Genomic DNA, 18,700 nt, shown 5'->3' on the forward strand with positions numbered 1-18,700 from the left:
GATGGGCGAACCGATCCTCGACATCGCCGGCTATAGCCTCGACTACGCGACACCGGGCGGTTTCACCCGCGCGCTCGACGACGTCACGCTCGCGATCGCCAAGGGTGAGGTGCTCGGCCTCGTCGGCGAATCCGGCTCCGGCAAGACCTCGCTCGCCTGGGCGATCATGCGTCATCTGCCCAAGGGCGCGCGCGAGGCCGGCAGCATCCGCCTGACCGGGCAGAATCTGCTCGAGGCCTCGGAGGCAGAGATCGAGGCGATCCGTGGCAGGCGCATCGGCATGGTCTTTCAGGACCCGAGCACCTCGCTCAACCCGACCCTGCCGCTCGGCGAGCAGCTCGCCGAGGTGCTGGTGCGCCATCGCGGCCTGACGCGTCGGCAGGCTTGGGCCGAGGGCGAGGAGCGCCTCGCCCATGTCGGCTTGAAGGTGCCCGGACAGATGATGCGGCGCTATCCGCACGAGGCCTCGGGCGGCGAGAAGCAGCGCGTCGTCATTGCCACCGCCTTCGCCTGCCAGCCCGAATGCATCATCTTCGACGAGCCGACGACTGCGCTCGACGTCATCACCGCCCGGCAGATCCTCGACCTATTCAAGGCCCTGCAGGAGGAGACCGGCGTCGCCTCGCTCTACATCTCGCATGATCTCGCGCTGGTCTCGCAGATCGCGACCCGGGTCGCGGTGATCCATCGCGGCAGGATCGTCGAGCAGGGTGGGGTCGGCGAGGTCTTCGCCCGGCCGCGCGACGCCTATACGCAAAGGCTGCTCGCCGCCGTGCCGCGGCCCGGCCATCGCCTTGTCGAGGCGGCTCCCGAGACGGCGGACAAGCCGCTGGTCGAAGTTGAGAAGGTCAGTGTCCATTACGGCCGCAAGCCGTTCCTCGGACGCCTGCTCGGCCGGACGAACACGCAGTTCACCGGCAATCGCGAGGTCAGCCTGTCTGTGAAGCCGGGCGAGATCCTCGGCATCGTCGGGGAGTCTGGTTCGGGCAAGTCGACGCTGGCCAAAGCGATGACAGGCCTGAACCGCTTCGAGGGCGAGATCCGCTTCGCTGGGCGCAGGATCACGGGCCTTTCCGACATGGACCGCGCCTATCGCCGCGATGTCCAGATCATCTTCCAGCACCCGGATTCCTCGCTCAACCCGCGCCAGCGCATCCGCGAGATCCTGTCGCGGCCGCTCGCGCTCTATGGCGAGCCGGGTGCGCGCAAGGATGCCGCCGCAATCGGCGCGCTTTTGGAGCAGGTCCGCCTGCCGGCGTCCTATGCCGAGCGCTATCCGCACCAGCTTTCCGGCGGCGAGAAACAGCGCGTCGCCATCGCCCGCGCCTTCGCCTCCAGGCCGAAGCTGGTGATTTGCGACGAGATCACCTCGGCGCTCGACGTCTCCGTGCAGGCTTCGGTGATCGAGCTTCTGGTCGATCTGCAGCAGCGTTTCGGCACCGCCTATCTCTTCATCACCCACGACCTCAACCTGGTCCGCCAGATCGCCCACCGGATCGCGGTGATGTATCGCGGAGACCTCGTCGATCTCGTCGACGTCGCCGCACTCTCGGGCGCGGACCTCCACCCCTACACCCGCTCCCTGCTCGCCGCCGTGCCCGCCCCGGCCACGGCCGCCGCCTGACCTTGCGAGGCTGACGATGAACCCCCGTGACCTGATCCATGTGCTCGACGAGAAGGCCTGCCTCGCGCTGCTCTCCGACTGGGTGAAGCACAAGAGCTACAGCGAGACGGAAGGCGAGAAGGCGCTCGTCCACCATGTCGTCGGGCAGATGCAGGCGATGGGCATCGAGGCTGAGGCGCAAGCTTTCGACGAAGGCCGCCGCGCCAACGCGATCGGCCGCTGGAAGGGCACGGGCGGTGGCAAGAGCCTGCTGTTCAACGGCCATCTCGACACCAACCCGGCGACCGAGGGCTGGACCGTCGATCCCTGGGGCGGGGTTGTCGACGACGAGTTCATCTACGGCATCGGCGTTTCCAACATGAAGGCTGGCGATGCCGCCTCCTATTGCGCGGTCAAGACGCTGCGCGACGCCGGCGTCAAGCTGAAGGGCGACGTGATCCTGACCTATGTCGTCGGCGAATTGCAGGGCGGCGTCGGCACGGTCGCGGCGATCCGCAGCGGCATCCGGGCCGACTATTTCGTCAACAGCGAGCCGACCGACGTGCAGGCCGTGACCATGCACGCCTGCGCCTTCTCCTTCGTCATCGAGCTCACCGGCAACACCCGCCATCTCTCCAAGCGCGAGCAGGCGGTCGATGCGATCATGGCCGCCTGCGACCTGATCCCGAAGCTGAACGCCATGACCTTCTCCGGCGCGCCGTCGCCCGAGCATGAATCGATCAACCGCGTCCATGTCGGCGTCGTCCATGGCGCGCTCGGCAAGGAGCTGCACGAATGGCGCGCCCCGCAGGTCTCGGACTATTGCAAGCTCAAGGGCTCCGGCCGTTATGCGCCGGGGCAGACGCAGGAAGGCGCGCTCGCCGACATGCAGCGCGAGCTCGACGCGCTCGAGCTGCGCTTCCCCGGCCTCAAGGCCTCGATTCGCATCGAGAAGAAGGAAGGGCACCAGTCGATGCCGGCCTTCGAGGTCGCCAAGGATGCGCGGATCGTGAAAAGCATCAACGCCGCCTACCAGATGGTGCGCGGCGAGAAGCAGCCGACGGGTGCGATCAAGCCGCCCGGCTTCTTCGGCACCGATGCCGGCCATCTCTATGCCGAGGCCGGCATGGAAGGCATCGTCTGCGGCCCGGGTGGGCGCTACAACACCATGCCCGACGAGCGCGTCGAGATCCGCGACTTCCTCGACATGGTCCGCATCTACATGCTGACCATCCTCGATATCTGCGAAGTGGCGTGAGCCCGCTTTTCCCACGCGAGGAGTTCGCTGGCCGGGTCGCCAGGGCTCGTGCGGCGATGGCGCAGGCGGGCGCCGAGCTGCTGCTGGTCGATCATGCCGAATTCCTGGCCTGGCTGACCGGCTATACCGTCTCGGAGACGATGTACCGCGCCGCCTTCCTGCCGCGGGAGGGCGAGCCCTGGTTCGTGTTGCGCGCGCTCGATGCCGGCCCCTGCCGCGATGCCTGCTGGTTCTCCGACATCGTCGGCTTTGCCGATACGGCCGAGCCGCATGCGGTGATGGCGCAGGAGATCCGCCGCCGCGGCTTCGCGCAGGCAGCGATCGGCGCCGATCATGCCTCCTACGGCTTCACCGCCGCGACCCGCGAGCGCTTCGCGGCTCTGCTGCCCGAGGCGCGCTTCGTCGATCTTCCGCGTGCGAGCGATTTACTGCGGGCGGTGAAGTCGCCGGCTGAGATCGCCCTGATCGCACAGGCTGCCGGCATTGCCGACAAGGCGATGGCCGCGATCACAGCCAAGGCCCGGCCAGGGCTCTCGCCGCGGGCGGCTGCTGCGATCGCCGCCACCTGCTTCCTGGAGAACGGCGCCGACACCGGCGAGACCGGGCCGATCCTGCCCGGCGTGGGTGACCACGAATTCCTGCACGGAGTCATGACCGGCCAGCCGCTGGCGGACGGCGACATCCTGCATGTCGAGCTGATCCCCAAGGTCCGCAATCACGGTGCCCGGCTGATGCGGCCGGTGCTGATCGGCGATGACCGTCGTGGCCTCGCGCCGCTGGCCGAACGCCTCGTCGCACTGCAGGATCGGCAGTTCGCGGCGATGCGCCCGGGCGCGCTCGCCTGCGAGGTCGACGCCGTCCTGCGCGAGGCCGTGCTCGCCGAGGGTCTGCGCCCGGTCTACGATAACGTCACCGGCTACACGCTCGGCCTCTATGGCCGCACGCCGCGCACCAGCGATTTCTCCCGCGTCTTCCTGCCGAACGCGCGCTGGCGGCTGGAGGAAGGCATGGTCTTCCACATGTACGTCTCGGCTGGCGGCCTCGGCTTCAGTGAGACCATCGTCGTCGAGGCAGAAGGCTGCCGGAGGCTGAGCGCGACGCCGCGCAAGCTGCTGACCGACCGCATCGACTGAGAGACGGCGAGGGGCGGGCCGGTCGCCCGCCGGCGTTCCTGTGTTCTTTTGAATTAGCATTGACTAATGAATTAGTGATTGCTAATTGGTATCGCATGCTTGAGATCGCTTCCGTCTCCACCGTCATGCGTGCGCTCGCCGACCCGACACGTCGGGCCGTGTTCGAGCGCATTTCCGCCTGTGACGAGATCACCGTCGCCGAACTCACCCGCGGCAGCGGCGTGACGCAGGGCGCCATCTCGCAGCATCTCAAATCGCTGAAGCAGGCGGGCCTCGTCGCCGAGCGGCCGGAGGGCCGCAACGTCTTCTATCGCGCCGAGCCGGAAGGCCTGGCGCCGCTCGTCGACTGGATCGGCCATTACGGCGTGTTCTGGCGCGAGCGCTTCGCCAACCTCCGCACCCTTCTCAAGGAGATCGACCCATGACCGCTCTCGACCTGCAGCCCGTGACGCAGGACATCGTCGTCGACGAAATCCTTCCGCACGCCCCGGAGACGATCTGGAAGGCGCTGACCTCGAGCGCGCTGATCGCCCGCTGGATCATGGAGCCCTCCGGCTTCGCACCGGTGGCCGGGACCCGCTTCACCTTCAAGACGACGCCGGCCGGCGCCTGGGACGGCACGATCCGCTGCCAGGTGCTGGAGGTGATCCCGAACGAATGCCTAGCCTACTCCTGGAAGGGCGGCGACGACGGCAATGCCGGCTACGGCTCCCGGCTCGACACCGTCGTCACCTGGACGCTGTCCAAGGAGGCCAACGGCACCCGCGTGCGCCTCGTCCACTCAGGTTTCGAGCTGCCGCGCAATGAGGTCGCGTTCACGAATATGGGCCGCGGCTGGAAGAGCATCCTGCCGCGCCTCGGCGACGTCGCCGGCGAGCCGGCCTGATACAGCAAGATAGCTGCCTGCTCCTGATCTCTTGAGGACATCCGATGAGCCACGCCTACACCGGCGGCTGCGCCTGCCGCGCGATCCGCTATGAGATTTCGGCCGAGCCGATCGAGAGCAATGACTGCCAATGCCGCCAGTGCCAGCAGCAGAGCGGCACCGGCCACAGCTCCTATCTGAGCTTCGTCGGAGCGTCCGTTACGGTCGAGGGCAAGGCCAGCACCTGGGACGTGGTCGGCGAGGGCGGCACGGTCAAGCGCTGCGCCTTCTGCCCGACCTGCGGCTCACCGGTCTATCTGAGCTTCCCGGATATTCCCGACCTGTTCATCATCCGCGCCGGCAGCCTGGACGAGCCCGGCCGCTACAAGCCGGAGATGGTGTTCTGGCATTCGGTCGCCCAGCCTTGGGACCATGTGCCTCCAGGCATTCCGAAGCACGAGAAGCTGCCGCCGCGGTGAGGGCCGGGCGCCGCGGCGGCCCCACCCTCAATAGGGCAGGCCGACATAGTTCTCGGCGACGCTGGCGAGCGCGGCCTGTGACTGCGTGAGGTAGTCGAATTCGGCGCGCCTGATGCGCTGGTCGAAGGCGCTTGCCTCCGGGAAGAGGTGAAGCAGATTGGTCATCGACCAGGAAAAGCGCACTGCCTTCCAGACCCGCGCCAGCGCCTTCGCCGAATAGGCGTCGAGTCCGGCATCGGAGCGCTCCGCATAGTGCTCGCGCAGCGCCTCGAACAGGTAGTGCACGTCGCTGGCCGCCAGGTTCAGCCCCTTGGCGCCGGTCGGTGGCACGATGTGGCCGGCATCGCCCGCAAGGAAGAGCCGGCCGAAGCGCAAGGGTTCGGCGACGAAGCTGCGCAGCGGCGCGATGCTCTTCTCCAGCGACGGCCCCGGCATCACCGCTGCCGCGACTTCCTCCGGCACGCGCCGGCGCAACTCGTCGAAGAAGCGCTCGTCCGACCAGGCTTCGACCTTCTCGTCGAGCGGCACCTGGACATAGTAGCGGCTGCGGGTCTGCGAGCGCATCGAGCACAGCGCGAAGCCGAAGGGCGAGCTGGCATAGACCAGCTCATGCGCCGCCGGCGGCCGATCAGTGAGCAGGCCGAGCCAGCCGAAGGGATAGACGCGCTCGAAGGTCTCGATAGCCCCTGACGGCACCGAGGCGCGGCAGATGCCGTGGAAGCCGTCGCAGCCGGCGATGAAGTCGCAGGCGATCTCGCGCCGCTTGCCCTCGACGATGAAGCTGACGCGCGGCGATGTGCCGTCGAAATCATGGAGCTGGACGTCCTCGGCCTCGTAGAAGGTCGTCGTGCCTCCCGCCTGCCGGGCTTCCATCAGGTCCTGCGTCACCTCGGTCTGGCCATAGACCGTCACCTGCTGGCCGGTCAGGCCCTTGAGGTCGATGCGCTGCAGGTGCTCTTCGAAAGCGAGCGAGAAACCGTCATGCGGCAAACCCTCTGCGGCGAGGCGCTGGCCGACACCGGCTTCGTGCAACAGGTCGACTGTGCCCTGTTCGAGCACGCCGGCACGGATGCGCGAGAGCACATAGTCGGCGCTCTTGCGTTCGAGGATGATGTTGTCGATGCCCTGGCGGCTCAGCAGCTGGCCTAGCAGCAGGCCTGATGGCCCGGCGCCGACGATCACGACCTGGGTGCGCATGGCGTTCTCCCATGAATCCAGTGCTCGCCGAGCCCCGGTACTTTCACACGAATCTGCCATCGTGAGCGCTTGACCGGAATGGAGCTTTCACCCAACCTCTTGGACAGAACGAATATCGGATTGTGCGATGACGCTCGCATCGGTGCCCGCCTACTGGCTCTATGACGAGCCGCGCGAGCAGCGTTTCCCGGATGCGCTGCATATCGAGCGGATCAGCGCTCGCAGTGCCCCGCGCGACTGGCGGATCGAGCCGCATCGCCATCAGGACATGGCCCAGTTCTTCCTGATCGCCTCGGGCGGCGGGCTGGTGCGGATCGACGGCACGGACCATCGCCTGGTCGCGGGCACGGTCCTGCTGCTGCCGCCGCTGGCGATCCACGAGTTCCGTTTCGAGCCGGACACCGAGGGCTTCGTCGCCAGCGTCGCAAGTCCGACCCTGGCGCCACTGATCGAGGCCGAGCCCGCGCTCGGCGCCGTGCTGGGCGAGGCCTTCGTTGGCAGGCGCGGGCCGGGCGACGCCAGCATCATCGAGCTCGCGGCGATGATGGAAGCGGCGCTTGCCGAGTTCGGCCGCAATCGCGGCAGCCGCGAGCTCGCGCTCGCCGCCCATGCGCGCCTGATCGCGATCTGGTTCACCCGGACTGCGCGCTCTCATGCGGTCGCGATCAGCGGCGCGGGTGATGCGCGTGCCGTCCTGGTCCGCCGCTTCATCGAGCGGGTCGAGAGCCATTTCCACACACATGAGCCGCTCGATGCCTATGCGCGCGATCTCGGCGTCACCGGCCCGCATCTCACTCGCGTCTGCCGCGAGCTGCTTGGCCATTCCGCCATGCGGGTGATCCAGGGCCGGCTGATGATCGAAGCGCGGCGGGACCTCGTCTACACCCGCTCGCCGGTCTCGCAGATCGCCTTCCGGCTCGGCTTCTCCGACCCGGCCTATTTCTCCCGCTTCTTCGCGGCGCGGGCGGGGATGTCGCCGTCGGAATATCGGGCGGCGGGGTGAGGGGGATTGTATTTGTTCTTTATTTGTTCTAGGTACTGGAGATGGGAAAGCCGTCTCCGGATCAACCAGATCTGTTCGGTTGGGATCCCCGGTATGGGATTGCGGCGGACCGCGACTGGTCGAAAACCCCAATTGTACCCGGTTGGGTCAGATACTTCTTCGCGGTGGTGCCGCCGCCGGAGCACGCCGCGGCAATCCACGCTTTCGCGCATGCTCTGCGCAGATCGCACGGCTTGCGCGGGTGGCCAATCGGACCGGAACGCTATCACCTCACCTTGGGTGGCATCGAGCGTTACGGCGGGGCCACCGATGAGGAGATCTCGACTTTGGAGAGGATCGCCGCATCCATTGTCGCGTCGTGTTTCTCTGTCGCCTTCGACCATGTCGCGGGGTATGGCGGCCCGGGCGATCGGCAGGCCATCTTTCTGGAGACGAGCGAGACGTTCTCGATCCTCGATAGGCTTCAGAGGAGGCTACGTCGCGAGATGCGGGCGAGAGGCTTTTGGATGCCATCCAAATTCGGGCCGCACGTGACGCTGCTCTACGATGAATGCCCATTCGACAAGCCGATAATCCCACCTGAGAGCTTTCCAGTCCGGGAGTTCGTGCTCATCCGCAGCGTCCATGGCGCAAGCCATCACGACCATCTTGCTCGCTGGCCGTTGCGCGATCGCGCCGCCTCCGCCTAGTCGCCTTCGCCTTCCGGCGCCGTTCGCGGCACTGTGCGCAGCACCTCCGCGGTGATGCCGCCTTGGGCAAGGCGCTCGCGACCGCCCATGCCCTCGATGTCGAAGACGAAGAGCGCCGTGTCGCAATGGCCGCCGAGCCGGCGGATCAGCCGCGCAGTCGCCAGCGCCGTGCCGCCCGAGATCAGGCAATCGTCGATGATCGCGACATGGCGGCCCGCCAGCCGGGCGCCTTTCGAGATCACGACGCCTTCGCCGAGCTCGTAATTCGCCATGATGCTGCGCATCACCTCGTTGCGCAGCGAATCGACCTTGCGGATGTCGATGAAGCCGAGGCCGTTGCGGTAGGACAGCGCCCCGGCAAGGCCGAGCCCACCGATGTCGAGACCGGCCAGCACCTCGATCTCGGCAGGGATCCGCGACGCAAGGGCATCGATGATAGGGCGGGTTCGGGCCGCTTCGCTGGTCGCGATGGAGAGGTCGGGAAAATCCACTCCGACAGCCGGATGATTCTTCCAGGAGCGGAACGGAATATCGAGGTCGTCGTCGCGTTTCGCGACCTGTTGCAGCTGATCGATCATGATGCGTCCATGCGATTCCCTGCTCGCCCGATACGCGCCATCGTTGCCGATCGGATGACGGAACGCGAGAGATGGCTGGTTGTCCGCGCTATTCGAAGTCCAACCCGCGTCTTGGCGCGCGGACGCCTTGTGGTCCGCCTGCTTGATCTCGTGCGGCCGCCATGCCACCCCCGCGCCGACGGCAATCAGGGACGGTCGGGACGATGGTCACGCTCTACGGCATCAAGAACTGCGACACGATGAAGAAGGCCTGGAGCTGGCTCGACGCGCACAAGATTCCCTACGCCTTCCACGATTACCGCGCCTCCGGCATCGACAAGGCGAGGGTCGAGGCCTGGTGCCGCGAGCTTGGCTGGGAGAAGGTGCTGAACAAGGGAAGCACGACCTTCCGCGAGTTGCCAGAGGCCGACAGGCAGGGCCTCGACGAGAAAAAGGCGATCGCGCTGATGCTGGCGCAGCCGACCATGATCAAGCGCCCGGTGCTCGATCTCGGCGAGCGCCGCATCCTCGCCTTCAAGCCCGATGTCTACGCGGCTGCTTTCTCCCGGGCGCGATAATCCGAGAGCAAGCGGACTTGTGTCTTGTCGATCAGGGAACTGGCAGACTGACCGGGTTTAATTAGCTGGCCGTTCAAGGTTTTATTGAACGATATGCGGGATGTCGGATCTCCGCTCTGCACGGCAAATTGCATTACCTTCGGTCTCCTATGGCCCGTTTCGTCACATCGGGGCGGTGCCGTGGCTGATATTGGCTGCGTGGATGCGTGTGCTCGCATTCGCCGGCGGACTGACCGCTGTGCCCGCGATCGTGATCGCCGACGTCTCATTGCTGATGGCCTTCGTGACCGTGACGTGGCGCATGGTCATGGCCAGCCATGGTCGAACCGGCCTTGGGCAATTGGGGTTGCCCGCGAAGCTCAAGATGGCGCGGAGCGTGCTGCTGCCCGTATTTGGTCTGCTGGTCATGGCCGCGATTGTTGCCGCTGGATCCGGCCTTTTCGCCCGGCCGCAGGAGTTCATTCTGGGATTTGACGGCATCGCCTTCGATCAGCGGACGCACCCCGGCCGGGTCTGGAGCGCGTTCGTAGCGGCGGTCGTCCTGATGATGGTTCTGCAGGTCGATGAAAACGCCAAGCCCAGCTTGCCTCGTGCAATCAAGGAGATCGGTCGGCATGCTCTCTGGCTCGTGCCTGGCATTCTTCTGGCAGCCGCGGCTTCGATCCTGCTCCATCCGATCCAGGGCTGGTTTCGGGAAGTGATCGTCGACGCCTGGTTTAAGAAGGGAGCACCGCAGGACCTCAAGATCGTGCTCTTCTTCAGCTATGTCCTGATTTTCGCGACGATCCGGCTCTGGCTGACGGTTGCAATTCTGGTGTTCGCGTTGCGGCAATCCTACCGCACTCGGATGAGCGCCTGAGGGCGGACGCCACGGCACGGATGGCCTTTCGCAAGGCTGCCGATTGCGCTACCTCGCGAACCATGACCTCACTGCCTGACATGTCCGAGCCGCAGGTGTCACAACCCGGCGCGACCGATTTCAGCTTCCATCTCCTCGGCCGGGACGGCGCAGCGCGCACCGGCGAGGTTCGCATGCCGCGCGGCGTGATCCGCACGCCGGCCTTCATGCCGGTCGGCACCGCCGCGACGGTCAAGGGCATGTACCCCGAGCAGGTCAAGGCGCTCGGCGCCGATGTCGTGCTCGGCAACACCTACCACCTGATGCTGCGGCCCGGCGCCGAGCGCGTCGCCAGGCTCGGCGGCCTGCACAAGTTCATGAACTGGCCGCACCCGATCCTGACCGATTCCGGTGGCTTCCAGGTGATGTCGCTCGCCAACCTGCGCAAGCTGACCGAGGAGGGTGTCACCTTCCAGTCGCATATCGACGGCTCCAAGCATGTGCTGACGCCGGAGCGCTCGGTCGAGATCCAGAACCTGCTCGGTTCCGACATCGTCATGCAGCTCGACGAATGCGTCTCGCTGCCGTGCGAGGACAAGGTGGCCGAAAAGGCGATGCATCTGTCGCTGCGTTGGGCCGAGCGCTGCAAGAAGGCCTTCGGCGATCCGGCGGGCAGGGCGCTGTTCGGCATCGTCCAGGGCGGCGCCGTGCCGTCCCTGCGCGTCGAGAGCGCCCGCGAACTCGCCGCCATGGACCTCAAGGGTTACGCCATCGGCGGGCTCGCAGTCGGCGAGCCGCAGGATGTGATGCTGGCGATGATCGAGACGGTCGAGCCGCATCTGCCGCTGGAGAAGCCGCGCTATCTGATGGGCGTCGGCACGCCGGACGACATCGTCGAGGCGGTTCGGCGCGGCGTCGACATGTTCGATTGCGTGATGCCGACGCGGGCCGGACGTCACGGCCAGATCTTCACCCGCTTCGGCCGGATGAACCTGAAGAACGCCAAGCACGCCGAGGATGTCAGGCCGGTCGATCCGCAATCCTCCTGCCCGGCGGCGAACACCTATTCGCGCGCTTATCTGCACCATCTGGTCAAGGCCGAGGAAATGCTCGGCAAGATGCTGCTGACCTGGGTCAACCTGGCCTACTATCAGGAGCTGATGGCCGGCCTGCGCGCCGCCATTGCCGCCGGTCGCCTCGAGGACTTCATCGCTGAGACCAAGGAAGGCTGGGCCAAAGGCGAGCCGGCGTGATCGATCCCGGGTTCGGCTTGCTGCTGCTGAAGATGGCGGTCGCGGCCGCCATCGTCGTCAGCTGTTCGATGCTGGCCGAACGGAGCGGGCCATTGCTCGCGGCGATGATCGCGACACTGCCGATCTCGGCCGGGCCGGTCTATGTCTTCCTCGCGCTCGACCACGACGCCGCCTTCATCTCGGCGAGCGCGCTCGGCAGCATGAGCTCCAACCTGTCGAATGCCGGGCTGTCGCTGGTCTATGTACTGCTGGCTCAGCGCTTCGGCACGGTGATCAGCCTTGCTGCGGCGCTGTTGACCTTCTTCCTGCTCGTCTCCGGCCTGCAGGCTCTGGCCTTGCCTTTCAGTGTTATGCTTGTGGCGACACCGGTCGTCTTCCTGATCCTGCACCGTATCGTGCGTCCCTATCTCGCCGCGCGCCCCGCGATCACGCCGCGGCGGCCCTGGTATGCCATCCCGCTGCGGGCTGCTGCTGTTGCGGCGCTGGCCGGCACGGTCACCACGATCAGCGCGCGTGTCGGCCCGGCCTGGTCGGGCGTGCTGGCGACCTTTCCGATCGTGCTGTCGAGCCTGATCGCGATCCTGCAGCCGCGCATCGGCGGGCCGGCCAGCGCCGCGGTCATCGCCAACAGTCTGCTGGGGCTGCTCGGCTTCGGCTTCGCGATGGCGCTGGTCCATGTCACGGCCGTACCGCTCGGCTCCTGGCCAGCGCTCGGCTTCGGCCTGCTGGTCTGCATCGTCTGGAATCTCGGCCTGATGTCACTGGCGCGACGTCGGCGCCGGGTATCGTAGCGCTCTGCCGCGTCGGCTGCGGTCGTTGAAGCGAGGAGTTTGGCGCGATGTATCAGAGGATCGTGCAGGCGCGGGTGCGCGCGCTGTTCGACGCGGTGAACAGGAGTGACGCGGAGCCGGTGATCGCCGCCTTCGCGCGAACCTTCGAGCATCGCTTCCTCGGCGACGACCACGCGCTCGGTGGCTCGCGCATCTCGCTTTTGGCTGTGCGCGACTGGTATGGGCGACTCTACCGGCTGCTGCCCGACATCCACTTCGATCTCGAGCGGATCGATGTCGCCGGGCCGCCATGGAACACGGTCGTGGTCGTGGACTGGCGCGAGACCAATAGCGGCACCGACGGCGTACGCACCTTCAACCGCGGCCACCATGTCCTGCATCTCGCCTGGGGGCGGGCGACGCGCCTGTTGATCTGCCCGGACACGACGCTGCTCGCGGCGACGCTCGACCGGCTTTTCGCGGCTGGCAATCTGGAGGCGCATGCCCCACCGATCACGGGATGATCGCGGCAAGAGCCCGAAAGGCTAGCGCGCCGCCGCGCGGCGCCACGAGGCGACGAACAGCCCGGCGATGATCAGCGCGATGCCGCCGATCTGCAGCCCGCTCGGGATCTCGCCGAGCACGGGGATCGCAAGCAACGTACCGACGACCGGGATCATCGGCGGAAAGCGCCCGGCGACGGATGGGCCGAGTATCGGCGTCGACCAGCTCCAGATCCACAGGCCGACGATGACGTTGAGCACGCCCTGATTGATCGCGTGCAGCAGCAGGACCCACCAGGGCGCAACGTCGAAGCCGCGGAAATAGAAGGCGAAGTAGATCGGCAGATAGGCCATCGACAGCACTGAAACCACGGCCGTGGCCTTGAGTGCATTGGCCCGCCAGAGCTGGATTAGCAGCGGATAGCCGCCCCAGACCAGTCCGACGCCGAGGAAGCAGAGATCGCCGAAGACGATACTCGGGTTGGAGTGTGTCGTGCCGGCAATGCCGAGGCAGGCGAGGCCGATGAGCACCGCGATCACGCCGAGCACGAGCTGCCGCGTCAAGAGCGCACCGAACAGGACGACGCTGCCGACGATGCCGATCACCGTGACGGTGCCCGGCCCGATCACTGCGCCGTGCGCAGCCGGGGCGAAGGTCAGCCCGGTCATGAGCAGGAAGCTCATCGGGAAACCGCTCATCACCGCCAGGACCAGACCGCGCTTCCAGCCGAGACCGGCGCAATCGCGCAATCCTCCGGCCATCATGAAGCTCGGCAGCAGCAGGAAGCCGGCGGTGACGAAGCGCAGTGCCAGCATGTCGTGCGAAGACAGCCCGTTCAGCACGGCGTGCCGGCTGACGACGAAATTGGCCCCGAAGATCAGCATGGCGAATGTCATGCCGGCAAAGGCGAGTTGCCGGCGCCGGCGCAGCCGCTCGTCCGAAAGGGGCACGGATTGATGCATGCTCCAGCCTAGTTCGAAGCTGGAGCATGCGGTTAGTGGTATCAGCGCATGGCGTGGCCGCGCCGCTGGCTATTGCAGCGCAACAAACTCAGGCCAGCGCCTTCAGCGCCGAGCGGCCGGCATAGACCGCCTGCGCGCCGAGCTCTTCCTCGATGCGCAGCAGCTGGTTGTACTTCGCCGTCCGGTCGGAGCGGGCCAGCGAGCCGGTCTTGATCTGCCCGCAATTGGTTGCGACGGCGAGATCGGCGATGGTCGCGTCCTCGGTCTCGCCCGAGCGATGCGACATCACCGCGGTGTAGCCGGCGCGCTGGGCCATCTCGACGGCGGCCAGGGTCTCGGTCAGCGTGCCGATCTGGTTGACCTTGACCAGGATCGAGTTCGCCGTCTTCGACTTGATGCCTTGCGACAGGCGGGTGACGTTGGTGACGAAGAGGTCGTCGCCGACGAGCTGGCACTTGTTGCCGACGAGATCGGTCAGCGCCTTCCAGCCCTCCCAGTCGTCCTCGGCCATGCCGTCCTCGATCGAGACGATCGGATAGCCGGCGACCAGCTTGGCGAGGTACTTGGCTTGCGCCTTCGGATCGCGGGTTTTACGTTCGCCTTCATAGGCATAGGCGCCGTCCTTGAAGAATTCGGTCGCGGCGCAGTCGAGCGCCAGCGCGACGTCTTCGCCGGGCTTGTAGCCAGCCTTCTCGACCGCCTGCATGACGAAGTCGAGCGCCGCTTCCGCCGACTTGATGTTGGGAGCAAAGCCGCCTTCGTCGCCGACATTGGTGTTGTGGCCAGCGTCGTGCAGGGCCTTCTTCAGCGTGTGGAAGATTTCAGCTCCCATCCGCAGCCCCTCGGCGAAGGAGGGCGCGCCGATCGGCATCACCATGAATTCCTGGAAGTCGATCGGGTTGTCGGCATGGGCGCCGCCATTGACGATGTTCATCATCGGAACGGGGAGGACGCGGGCCGAGGTGCCGCCGACATAGCGATAGAGCGGCAGGCCCGAAGCATCCGCCGCAGCCTTGGCGACGGCGAGCGAGACGCCCAGAATGGCATTGGCGCCGAGCTTGCTCTTGTTCGGCGTGCCGTCGAGCTCGATCATCGCCTGGTCGATCGCGGCCTGGTCTTCGGCGTCCATGGCGACGATCGCCTCGGCGATGTCGACGTTGACGGCCTCGACCGCCTTGAGCACGCCCTTGCCGAGATAGCGGCTCTTGTCGCCGTCGCGCAGCTCGACCGCCTCATGCGCGCCGGTCGAGGCGCCCGACGGCACGGCGGCGCGGCCCATCGAGCCGTCTTCGAGCACGACATCGACCTCGACCGTCGGGTTGCCGCGGGAATCGAGGATCTGGCGGCCGATGATGTCGATGATCGCGGTCATGTCAGGCTCCGGAGCTGAGGTGGGCAAGCGATGCCGCGCTTCTAGACACAAGCGACGGCGACGGGAAGGGGCGGTGGCATTTATCCGGGCCGGGGATTAAAAGCCGCGACAACTCAGCGTCCGCCTGCGGCGGATGTCCATCTATCAGGACCACGACATGACCATCGACGCCTCGACCCTCCAGCTCGGCAAGGCGAGCGACCTGCCGCGGTCGCCGGAGGAAGCCCGCCTCGACCGCGTGCCGAACCCGCATTCCGGCACCGACTATCTCGCGCGCTTCACCTGCCCGGAGTTCACCTCGATCTGCCCGGTCACGGGCCAGCCCGATTTCGGCATCCTGGTGATCGACTATCTGCCGGGCGACTGGCTGGTCGAATCGAAGTCGCTCAAGCTCTATCTCGGCGCCTTCCGCAATCACGGTGCCTTCCACGAGGACTGCACCGTCGGCATCGGCAAGACGCTGGTCGAGCTGCTCGAGCCGAAATGGTTCCGCATCGGCGGCTACTGGTATCCGCGCGGCGGCATCCCGATCGACGTGTTCTTCCAGACCGGCGAGGCCCCGAAGGGCCTCTGGTTGCCCGACCAGGGCGTCGCGCCCTATCGCGGGCGCTAACGCTCAGCGCTGAACCTCTAAGTCCGGCTGCCGGCCAGCGGCAGGATGCGCGGCGTTGCGAAGCCGAGCAGGGTGATCCCGGCGGCGAAAAGCAGGATTGCGCCGCTGGTGCCGAACAGGTGCAGGGCGGCGCCCATCAGCACTGGCCCGAGCGCATGGCCGCAGAACAGCGCGCAGGCGAACAGCGCCACGGCCGAGCCGCGGGCGGTCGGCGCGAGTTCGGTCGCCTGCGCCTGGAAGGTGCCGTGCATCAGGAAGAAGCCGAAGCCGCTCAGCGTGAAGATCGCGACCGCGCTCCACCAGGGCAGGAAAGCGAGCGAGAACAGGGCATAGGCGAAGCCCATCACGATTCCGCCCAGGGTCGTCATCCGGGTCGGCCCGAGCCGCTCGACCAGAATCCGGGTCAGGACGCCGTAGATGATGCCGCCGAGCCCGGTGCCTGCGATGACGAGACCGGCTTGTGACGGGCCGACATCGGCACGCTCGTGCAGGATCGCGGCGATATAGGGCGGCATGCCGAAGATCAGGCTACCCTCGACCACGACGAGACCATAGAGCAGCTTCGAGCGTGGATTGGCGAAGACGGCGGCATAGCTGGTCAGCGCGGTCTTGAAGCTGAGCGGCGGGCGCGACGCGTTCGGCCGGGGCTTCAGCACCAGCACGACCAGCATCCCGGCGATTCCGGCGATCGCACCCGCCATCACGAAGACGTAGCGCCAGCCGAGATGCTCGGCGATCAGCCCGGAGCAGGCTGCGCCGACCATCTGCCCGACGATCATCAGCACCAGGAAGCGGCCGAGCATGATCTGGCGTTCGGCCATGGGCGCGCGGTCGCCGATCGCCGCCATGGCGACAGGAATGACGCCGCCTGCGGCGACGCCGGCAACCGTGCGGACGCCTGTCAGCATCTCGAAAGAGCCGGCGAAGCCGGCGGCGAGCGAGAGCAGGGCGAGCACGCCGAGGCAGACCGCGATCGTCCTGAGCTTGCCGATCGAATCCGCGATCGGGCCGAGAAAGGGCTGGCCAACCGCATAGGCGAAGGCGAAGGCCGTCGCGACCGCGGCGACCTGCGCGATGCTGCGCGTGAACTCCGCCGCCAGCGTCGGTACCAGCGGGTCGAGCAAACGCATGGTGAAGGTCGAGGCGAAGCCGCACGCCCCGAGCACCAGGATGAGCGACTTCAGCGAACCTTGCGGGGGTGCGGGCGGAACCGTGCTGGCGGGCGTTTCAGACATACGCCAGCGTAGAATGCGTCGTGCGCTTGGCAAGCCGATCGAACTCTTGCAGCTCTGCGATCAGCGCATGGAAGTCGCGCAGTGGCACCATGTTCGGCCCGTCAGACGGGGCGTTGTCGGGGTCGGGATGGGTCTCGATGAAGACGCCGGCGACGCCGACCGCGACCGCGGCACGCGCCAGCACCGGCACGAATTCGCGCTGGCCGCCGGTCGAGGCGCCCTTGCCGCCGGGCTGCTGCACCGAATGGGTGGCGTCGAAGATCACGGGCGCGCCGATCTCGGCCATGATCGGCAGGGCGCGCATGTCGGTGACCAGCGTGTTGTAGCCGAAGGAGGCCCCGCGCTCGGTCAACATCACGTTGGGATTGCCGCTCTCGGTCACCTTGGCGGCGACGTTGACCATGTCCCACGGCGCCAGGAATTGGCCCTTCTTGACGTTCACGACCCGGCCGGTCTTGGCGGCGGCGACGAGCAGATCGGTCTGCCGGCAGAGGAAGGCCGGAATCTGCAGGATGTCGACCACCTCGGCGACCGGCGCGCACTGGCTTACATCGTGGATGTCGGTCAGCACCGGCAGGCCAGTGCGCTCGCGGATCTCGGCGTAGACGGGCAGGGCGGCGTCCAGGCCCATGCCGCGCTGGCCCTTCACGCTGGTGCGGTTGGCCTTGTCGAAGGACGCCTTGAAGACCAGCCCGATGCCGAGCTTCTCGGACGTCTCCTTCAGCGCCAGGGCGATCTCCAGTGCGTGATCGCGGCTCTCCATCTGGCAGGGGCCGGCGATCAAGGCGAGCGGCAGGCTGTTGCCGAAGCGGACGGGCCTGGCGAGGTCGGCGCCCACGGTGACGATGGCGTTGGCGGTCATGGCAGGCTCCTAGAGTCCGTTCCGATCGGCTTGTACCGCAAGCTGATCGGAAAAACGGTCTCTGACTAAAAGTGAGAGACGGATTCACCGATCAGGTTGCTTAAACCTGATCGGATCCGGCTCTTGCCGAGGCGGCCGGTTTAGAAGCCACTCGTCGCCATGACAAGTCGAAGCAGGCAAGGAAGCCACTTGCCTTGAAGGACGACGCATCATTGATTAATATCATAGCATTGATGATCGGGAGCGAGCCATGACGGGCATGACGATCCGCAATCTCGACGATCAATTAAAGAAGCGCCTGCGCATGCGCGCTGCCTCGCGCGGACGCTCGATGGAGGAGGAGGCGCGCGAGATTCTGAGAGCAGCCCTTTCGGCCGACCCTCATCAGAACCGGCGCAATCTCACCGATCGAATTCGCAGCCGGATCGCGAAGGTCGGGGGAGTGGAACTGGAAATCCCGGGGCGCGAGCCGATCCGGGAGCCGATCGATTTCGGCTGATGATCATTCTCGACACCAACGTCATCTCCGAACTCCTGCGTCCGAAACCCGATGGCGCCGTGGAAGCATGGCTGGCCGACGAGCCACCGGCGTCAATCTTCACGACGGCGATCACGGAGGCCGAGATTCTCTACGGCATGCGCCTGCTTGCTGACGGCAAGCGGAAGACGGAACTGCTCGCGGCCGTCCAGCCGATCTTCGCCGAAGATTTCGACGGGCGCGTATTGCCGTTCGATCAGGATGCGGCGGGTGCCTATGCCACGCTCGCCGTCGCGCGCCGACAGGCTGGTCGGCCGATCAGCCAGTTCGACGCGCAGATCGCGGCGATTGCCGCCTCGCGCGGAGCCGCCATCGCGACCCGCAACGTCTCCGATTTCACCGATACCGGCGTGGTCGTGATCAACCCATGGACTTATCAGGGCTGACGGTT

At 66.5% G+C, this 18,700-nt stretch carries 22 protein-coding genes; 16 read left to right on the plus strand and 6 right to left on the minus strand.

Features of this window, described 5'->3' with window-relative positions:
• Window position 1: 1 nt before the first annotated feature.
• The 6 genes from AC1DS0_RS01435 to AC1DS0_RS01460 all read left to right on the plus strand — a co-directional run bounded on the left by AC1DS0_RS01435 (window position 2) and on the right by AC1DS0_RS01460 (window position 5,338).
• Entirely contained in the window at window positions 2-1,624 is a 1,623-nt protein-coding gene (locus AC1DS0_RS01435) for a dipeptide ABC transporter ATP-binding protein (RefSeq protein ID WP_476812622.1), read from the plus strand.
• A gap of 16 nt (window positions 1,625-1,640) precedes the next feature.
• Entirely contained in the window at window positions 1,641-2,861 is a 1,221-nt protein-coding gene (locus tag AC1DS0_RS01440; protein WP_476812623.1) for a M20 family metallopeptidase, read from the plus strand.
• On the plus strand, window positions 2,858-3,994 hold the full coding sequence (locus tag AC1DS0_RS01445) for a M24 family metallopeptidase (RefSeq protein ID WP_476812624.1): 1,137 nt from the start codon (window positions 2,858-2,860) through the stop codon (window positions 3,992-3,994). The genes AC1DS0_RS01440 and AC1DS0_RS01445 overlap by 4 nt, the downstream gene beginning before the upstream one ends.
• 95 nt (window positions 3,995-4,089) lie before the next feature.
• The gene (locus AC1DS0_RS01450) at window positions 4,090-4,419 is read left to right on the plus strand and encodes an ArsR/SmtB family transcription factor (protein WP_152014550.1); all 330 of its coding nucleotides are present in this window, start codon (window positions 4,090-4,092) and stop codon (window positions 4,417-4,419) included.
• Window positions 4,416-4,880 carry an SRPBCC family protein gene (locus AC1DS0_RS01455; protein WP_476812625.1) on the plus strand — a complete coding sequence of 155 codons (465 nt, stop codon included), beginning with the start codon at window positions 4,416-4,418 and terminating at the stop codon, window positions 4,878-4,880. The genes AC1DS0_RS01450 and AC1DS0_RS01455 overlap by 4 nt, the downstream gene beginning before the upstream one ends.
• A gap of 44 nt (window positions 4,881-4,924) precedes the next feature.
• Window positions 4,925-5,338: a GFA family protein gene (locus AC1DS0_RS01460; RefSeq protein WP_476812626.1), complete on the plus strand. Its 414-nt coding sequence runs from the start codon at window positions 4,925-4,927 to the stop codon at window positions 5,336-5,338.
• A 27-nt stretch (window positions 5,339-5,365) separates the two neighbouring features.
• Here AC1DS0_RS01460 and pobA read toward each other — a convergent pair whose 3' ends face one another.
• Window positions 5,366-6,535, minus strand: coding sequence for a 4-hydroxybenzoate 3-monooxygenase (gene pobA / locus AC1DS0_RS01465; protein ID WP_476812627.1), 1,170 nt, complete (start codon window positions 6,533-6,535; stop codon window positions 5,366-5,368).
• Between the two features lie 127 nt (window positions 6,536-6,662).
• On the opposite strand from pobA, the gene AC1DS0_RS01470 reads away from it, so the two are divergent.
• Both AC1DS0_RS01470 and AC1DS0_RS01475 read left to right on the plus strand, forming a co-directional pair.
• The gene (locus AC1DS0_RS01470; RefSeq protein WP_476812628.1) at window positions 6,663-7,538 is read left to right on the plus strand and encodes a helix-turn-helix domain-containing protein; all 876 of its coding nucleotides are present in this window, start codon (window positions 6,663-6,665) and stop codon (window positions 7,536-7,538) included.
• A 41-nt stretch (window positions 7,539-7,579) separates the two neighbouring features.
• Window positions 7,580-8,227, plus strand: a complete 648-nt coding sequence (locus AC1DS0_RS01475) for a 2'-5' RNA ligase family protein (protein ID WP_476812629.1) — start codon at window positions 7,580-7,582, stop codon at window positions 8,225-8,227.
• Here AC1DS0_RS01475 and AC1DS0_RS01480 read toward each other — a convergent pair.
• On the minus strand, window positions 8,224-8,805 hold the full coding sequence (locus AC1DS0_RS01480) for a phosphoribosyltransferase family protein (protein WP_476812630.1): 582 nt from the start codon (window positions 8,803-8,805) through the stop codon (window positions 8,224-8,226). The two genes, AC1DS0_RS01475 and AC1DS0_RS01480, sit on opposite strands and share 4 nt — an antisense overlap.
• Window positions 8,806-9,008: 203 nt before the next feature.
• Between AC1DS0_RS01480 and AC1DS0_RS01485 the strand changes: the two genes are divergently transcribed.
• The 5 genes from AC1DS0_RS01485 (at window position 9,009) to AC1DS0_RS01505 (ending at window position 12,747) form a co-directional block, all read left to right on the plus strand.
• Complete coding sequence (locus AC1DS0_RS01485; protein ID WP_476812631.1) at window positions 9,009-9,362, plus strand: ArsC family reductase; 354 nt, start codon at window positions 9,009-9,011, stop codon at window positions 9,360-9,362.
• Window positions 9,363-9,462: 100 nt separating this feature from the next.
• Entirely contained in the window at window positions 9,463-10,221 is a 759-nt protein-coding gene (locus AC1DS0_RS01490) for a hypothetical protein (RefSeq protein ID WP_476812632.1), read from the plus strand.
• 95 nt (window positions 10,222-10,316) lie between these two features.
• The gene (gene tgt, locus AC1DS0_RS01495; protein ID WP_476812633.1) at window positions 10,317-11,453 is read left to right on the plus strand and encodes a tRNA guanosine(34) transglycosylase Tgt; all 1,137 of its coding nucleotides are present in this window, start codon (window positions 10,317-10,319) and stop codon (window positions 11,451-11,453) included.
• A complete protein-coding gene (locus tag AC1DS0_RS01500; protein WP_476812634.1) occupies window positions 11,450-12,244 on the plus strand; it encodes a hypothetical protein in 795 nt (264 codons plus the stop codon). Before tgt ends, AC1DS0_RS01500 begins: the two co-directional genes overlap by 4 nt.
• Before the next feature lie 47 nt (window positions 12,245-12,291).
• On the plus strand, window positions 12,292-12,747 hold the full coding sequence (locus AC1DS0_RS01505; protein ID WP_476812635.1) for a nuclear transport factor 2 family protein: 456 nt from the start codon (window positions 12,292-12,294) through the stop codon (window positions 12,745-12,747).
• 21 nt (window positions 12,748-12,768) lie between these two features.
• Here AC1DS0_RS01505 and AC1DS0_RS01510 read toward each other — a convergent pair whose 3' ends face one another.
• On the minus strand, window positions 12,769-13,689 hold the full coding sequence (locus tag AC1DS0_RS01510) for a DMT family transporter (protein ID WP_476812636.1): 921 nt from the start codon (window positions 13,687-13,689) through the stop codon (window positions 12,769-12,771).
• Between the two features lie 88 nt (window positions 13,690-13,777).
• Window positions 13,778-15,061, minus strand: a complete 1,284-nt coding sequence (gene eno, locus AC1DS0_RS01515; RefSeq protein ID WP_476812637.1) for a phosphopyruvate hydratase — start codon at window positions 15,059-15,061, stop codon at window positions 13,778-13,780.
• A 157-nt stretch (window positions 15,062-15,218) separates the two neighbouring features.
• Between eno and queF the strand changes: the two genes are divergently transcribed.
• Window positions 15,219-15,674, plus strand: a complete 456-nt coding sequence (gene queF / locus AC1DS0_RS01520) for a preQ(1) synthase (RefSeq protein WP_476812638.1) — start codon at window positions 15,219-15,221, stop codon at window positions 15,672-15,674.
• Between the two features lie 17 nt (window positions 15,675-15,691).
• On the opposite strand, the gene AC1DS0_RS01525 is transcribed toward queF, so the two are convergent.
• Both AC1DS0_RS01525 and kdsA read right to left on the minus strand, forming a co-directional pair.
• Window positions 15,692-16,909 (minus strand): MFS transporter, encoded by a 1,218-nt coding sequence (locus AC1DS0_RS01525; protein WP_476812639.1) that lies wholly within the window; start codon window positions 16,907-16,909, stop codon window positions 15,692-15,694.
• On the minus strand, window positions 16,902-17,771 hold the full coding sequence (kdsA, locus tag AC1DS0_RS01530) for a 3-deoxy-8-phosphooctulonate synthase (RefSeq protein ID WP_476812640.1): 870 nt from the start codon (window positions 17,769-17,771) through the stop codon (window positions 16,902-16,904). The genes AC1DS0_RS01525 and kdsA overlap by 8 nt, the downstream gene beginning before the upstream one ends.
• Window positions 17,772-18,021: 250 nt before the next feature.
• Between kdsA and AC1DS0_RS01535 the strand changes: the two genes are divergently transcribed.
• Entirely contained in the window at window positions 18,022-18,270 is a 249-nt protein-coding gene (locus AC1DS0_RS01535) for a FitA-like ribbon-helix-helix domain-containing protein (protein WP_476812641.1), read from the plus strand.
• Window positions 18,270-18,695, plus strand: a complete 426-nt coding sequence (locus AC1DS0_RS01540) for a PIN domain-containing protein (protein WP_476812642.1) — start codon at window positions 18,270-18,272, stop codon at window positions 18,693-18,695. The genes AC1DS0_RS01535 and AC1DS0_RS01540 overlap by 1 nt, the downstream gene beginning before the upstream one ends.
• Window positions 18,696-18,700 lie beyond the last annotated feature (5 nt).

Source organism: Allobosea sp. P4_H5, from assembly GCF_056400825.1.

What these genes read in the sequence shown, in the direction of transcription:
- AC1DS0_RS01510 (WP_476812636.1), bottom strand. Translation starts at nt 13,689, where the DNA reads ATGCATCAATCCGTGCCCCTTTCGGACGAGCGGCTGCGCCGGCGCCGG.
- AC1DS0_RS01490 (WP_476812632.1), top strand. Translation starts at nt 9,463, where the DNA reads ATGTCGGATCTCCGCTCTGCACGGCAAATTGCATTACCTTCGGTCTCC.
- AC1DS0_RS01440 (WP_476812623.1), top strand. Translation starts at nt 1,641, where the DNA reads ATGAACCCCCGTGACCTGATCCATGTGCTCGACGAGAAGGCCTGCCTC.
- AC1DS0_RS01535 (WP_476812641.1), top strand. Translation starts at nt 18,022, where the DNA reads ATGACGGGCATGACGATCCGCAATCTCGACGATCAATTAAAGAAGCGC.
- AC1DS0_RS01525 (WP_476812639.1), bottom strand. Translation starts at nt 16,909, where the DNA reads ATGTCTGAAACGCCCGCCAGCACGGTTCCGCCCGCACCCCCGCAAGGT.
- AC1DS0_RS01470 (WP_476812628.1), top strand. Translation starts at nt 6,663, where the DNA reads ATGACGCTCGCATCGGTGCCCGCCTACTGGCTCTATGACGAGCCGCGC.
- kdsA (WP_476812640.1), bottom strand. Translation starts at nt 17,771, where the DNA reads ATGACCGCCAACGCCATCGTCACCGTGGGCGCCGACCTCGCCAGGCCC.
- queF (WP_476812638.1), top strand. Translation starts at nt 15,219, where the DNA reads ATGACCATCGACGCCTCGACCCTCCAGCTCGGCAAGGCGAGCGACCTG.
- AC1DS0_RS01475 (WP_476812629.1), top strand. Translation starts at nt 7,580, where the DNA reads ATGGGAAAGCCGTCTCCGGATCAACCAGATCTGTTCGGTTGGGATCCC.
- eno (WP_476812637.1), bottom strand. Translation starts at nt 15,061, where the DNA reads ATGACCGCGATCATCGACATCATCGGCCGCCAGATCCTCGATTCCCGC.
- AC1DS0_RS01450 (WP_152014550.1), top strand. Translation starts at nt 4,090, where the DNA reads ATGCTTGAGATCGCTTCCGTCTCCACCGTCATGCGTGCGCTCGCCGAC.
- AC1DS0_RS01435 (WP_476812622.1), top strand. Translation starts at nt 2, where the DNA reads ATGGGCGAACCGATCCTCGACATCGCCGGCTATAGCCTCGACTACGCG.
- AC1DS0_RS01460 (WP_476812626.1), top strand. Translation starts at nt 4,925, where the DNA reads ATGAGCCACGCCTACACCGGCGGCTGCGCCTGCCGCGCGATCCGCTAT.
- AC1DS0_RS01455 (WP_476812625.1), top strand. Translation starts at nt 4,416, where the DNA reads ATGACCGCTCTCGACCTGCAGCCCGTGACGCAGGACATCGTCGTCGAC.
- AC1DS0_RS01480 (WP_476812630.1), bottom strand. Translation starts at nt 8,805, where the DNA reads ATGATCGATCAGCTGCAACAGGTCGCGAAACGCGACGACGACCTCGAT.
- AC1DS0_RS01485 (WP_476812631.1), top strand. Translation starts at nt 9,009, where the DNA reads ATGGTCACGCTCTACGGCATCAAGAACTGCGACACGATGAAGAAGGCC.
- AC1DS0_RS01505 (WP_476812635.1), top strand. Translation starts at nt 12,292, where the DNA reads ATGTATCAGAGGATCGTGCAGGCGCGGGTGCGCGCGCTGTTCGACGCG.
- AC1DS0_RS01540 (WP_476812642.1), top strand. Translation starts at nt 18,270, where the DNA reads ATGATCATTCTCGACACCAACGTCATCTCCGAACTCCTGCGTCCGAAA.
- pobA (WP_476812627.1), bottom strand. Translation starts at nt 6,535, where the DNA reads ATGCGCACCCAGGTCGTGATCGTCGGCGCCGGGCCATCAGGCCTGCTG.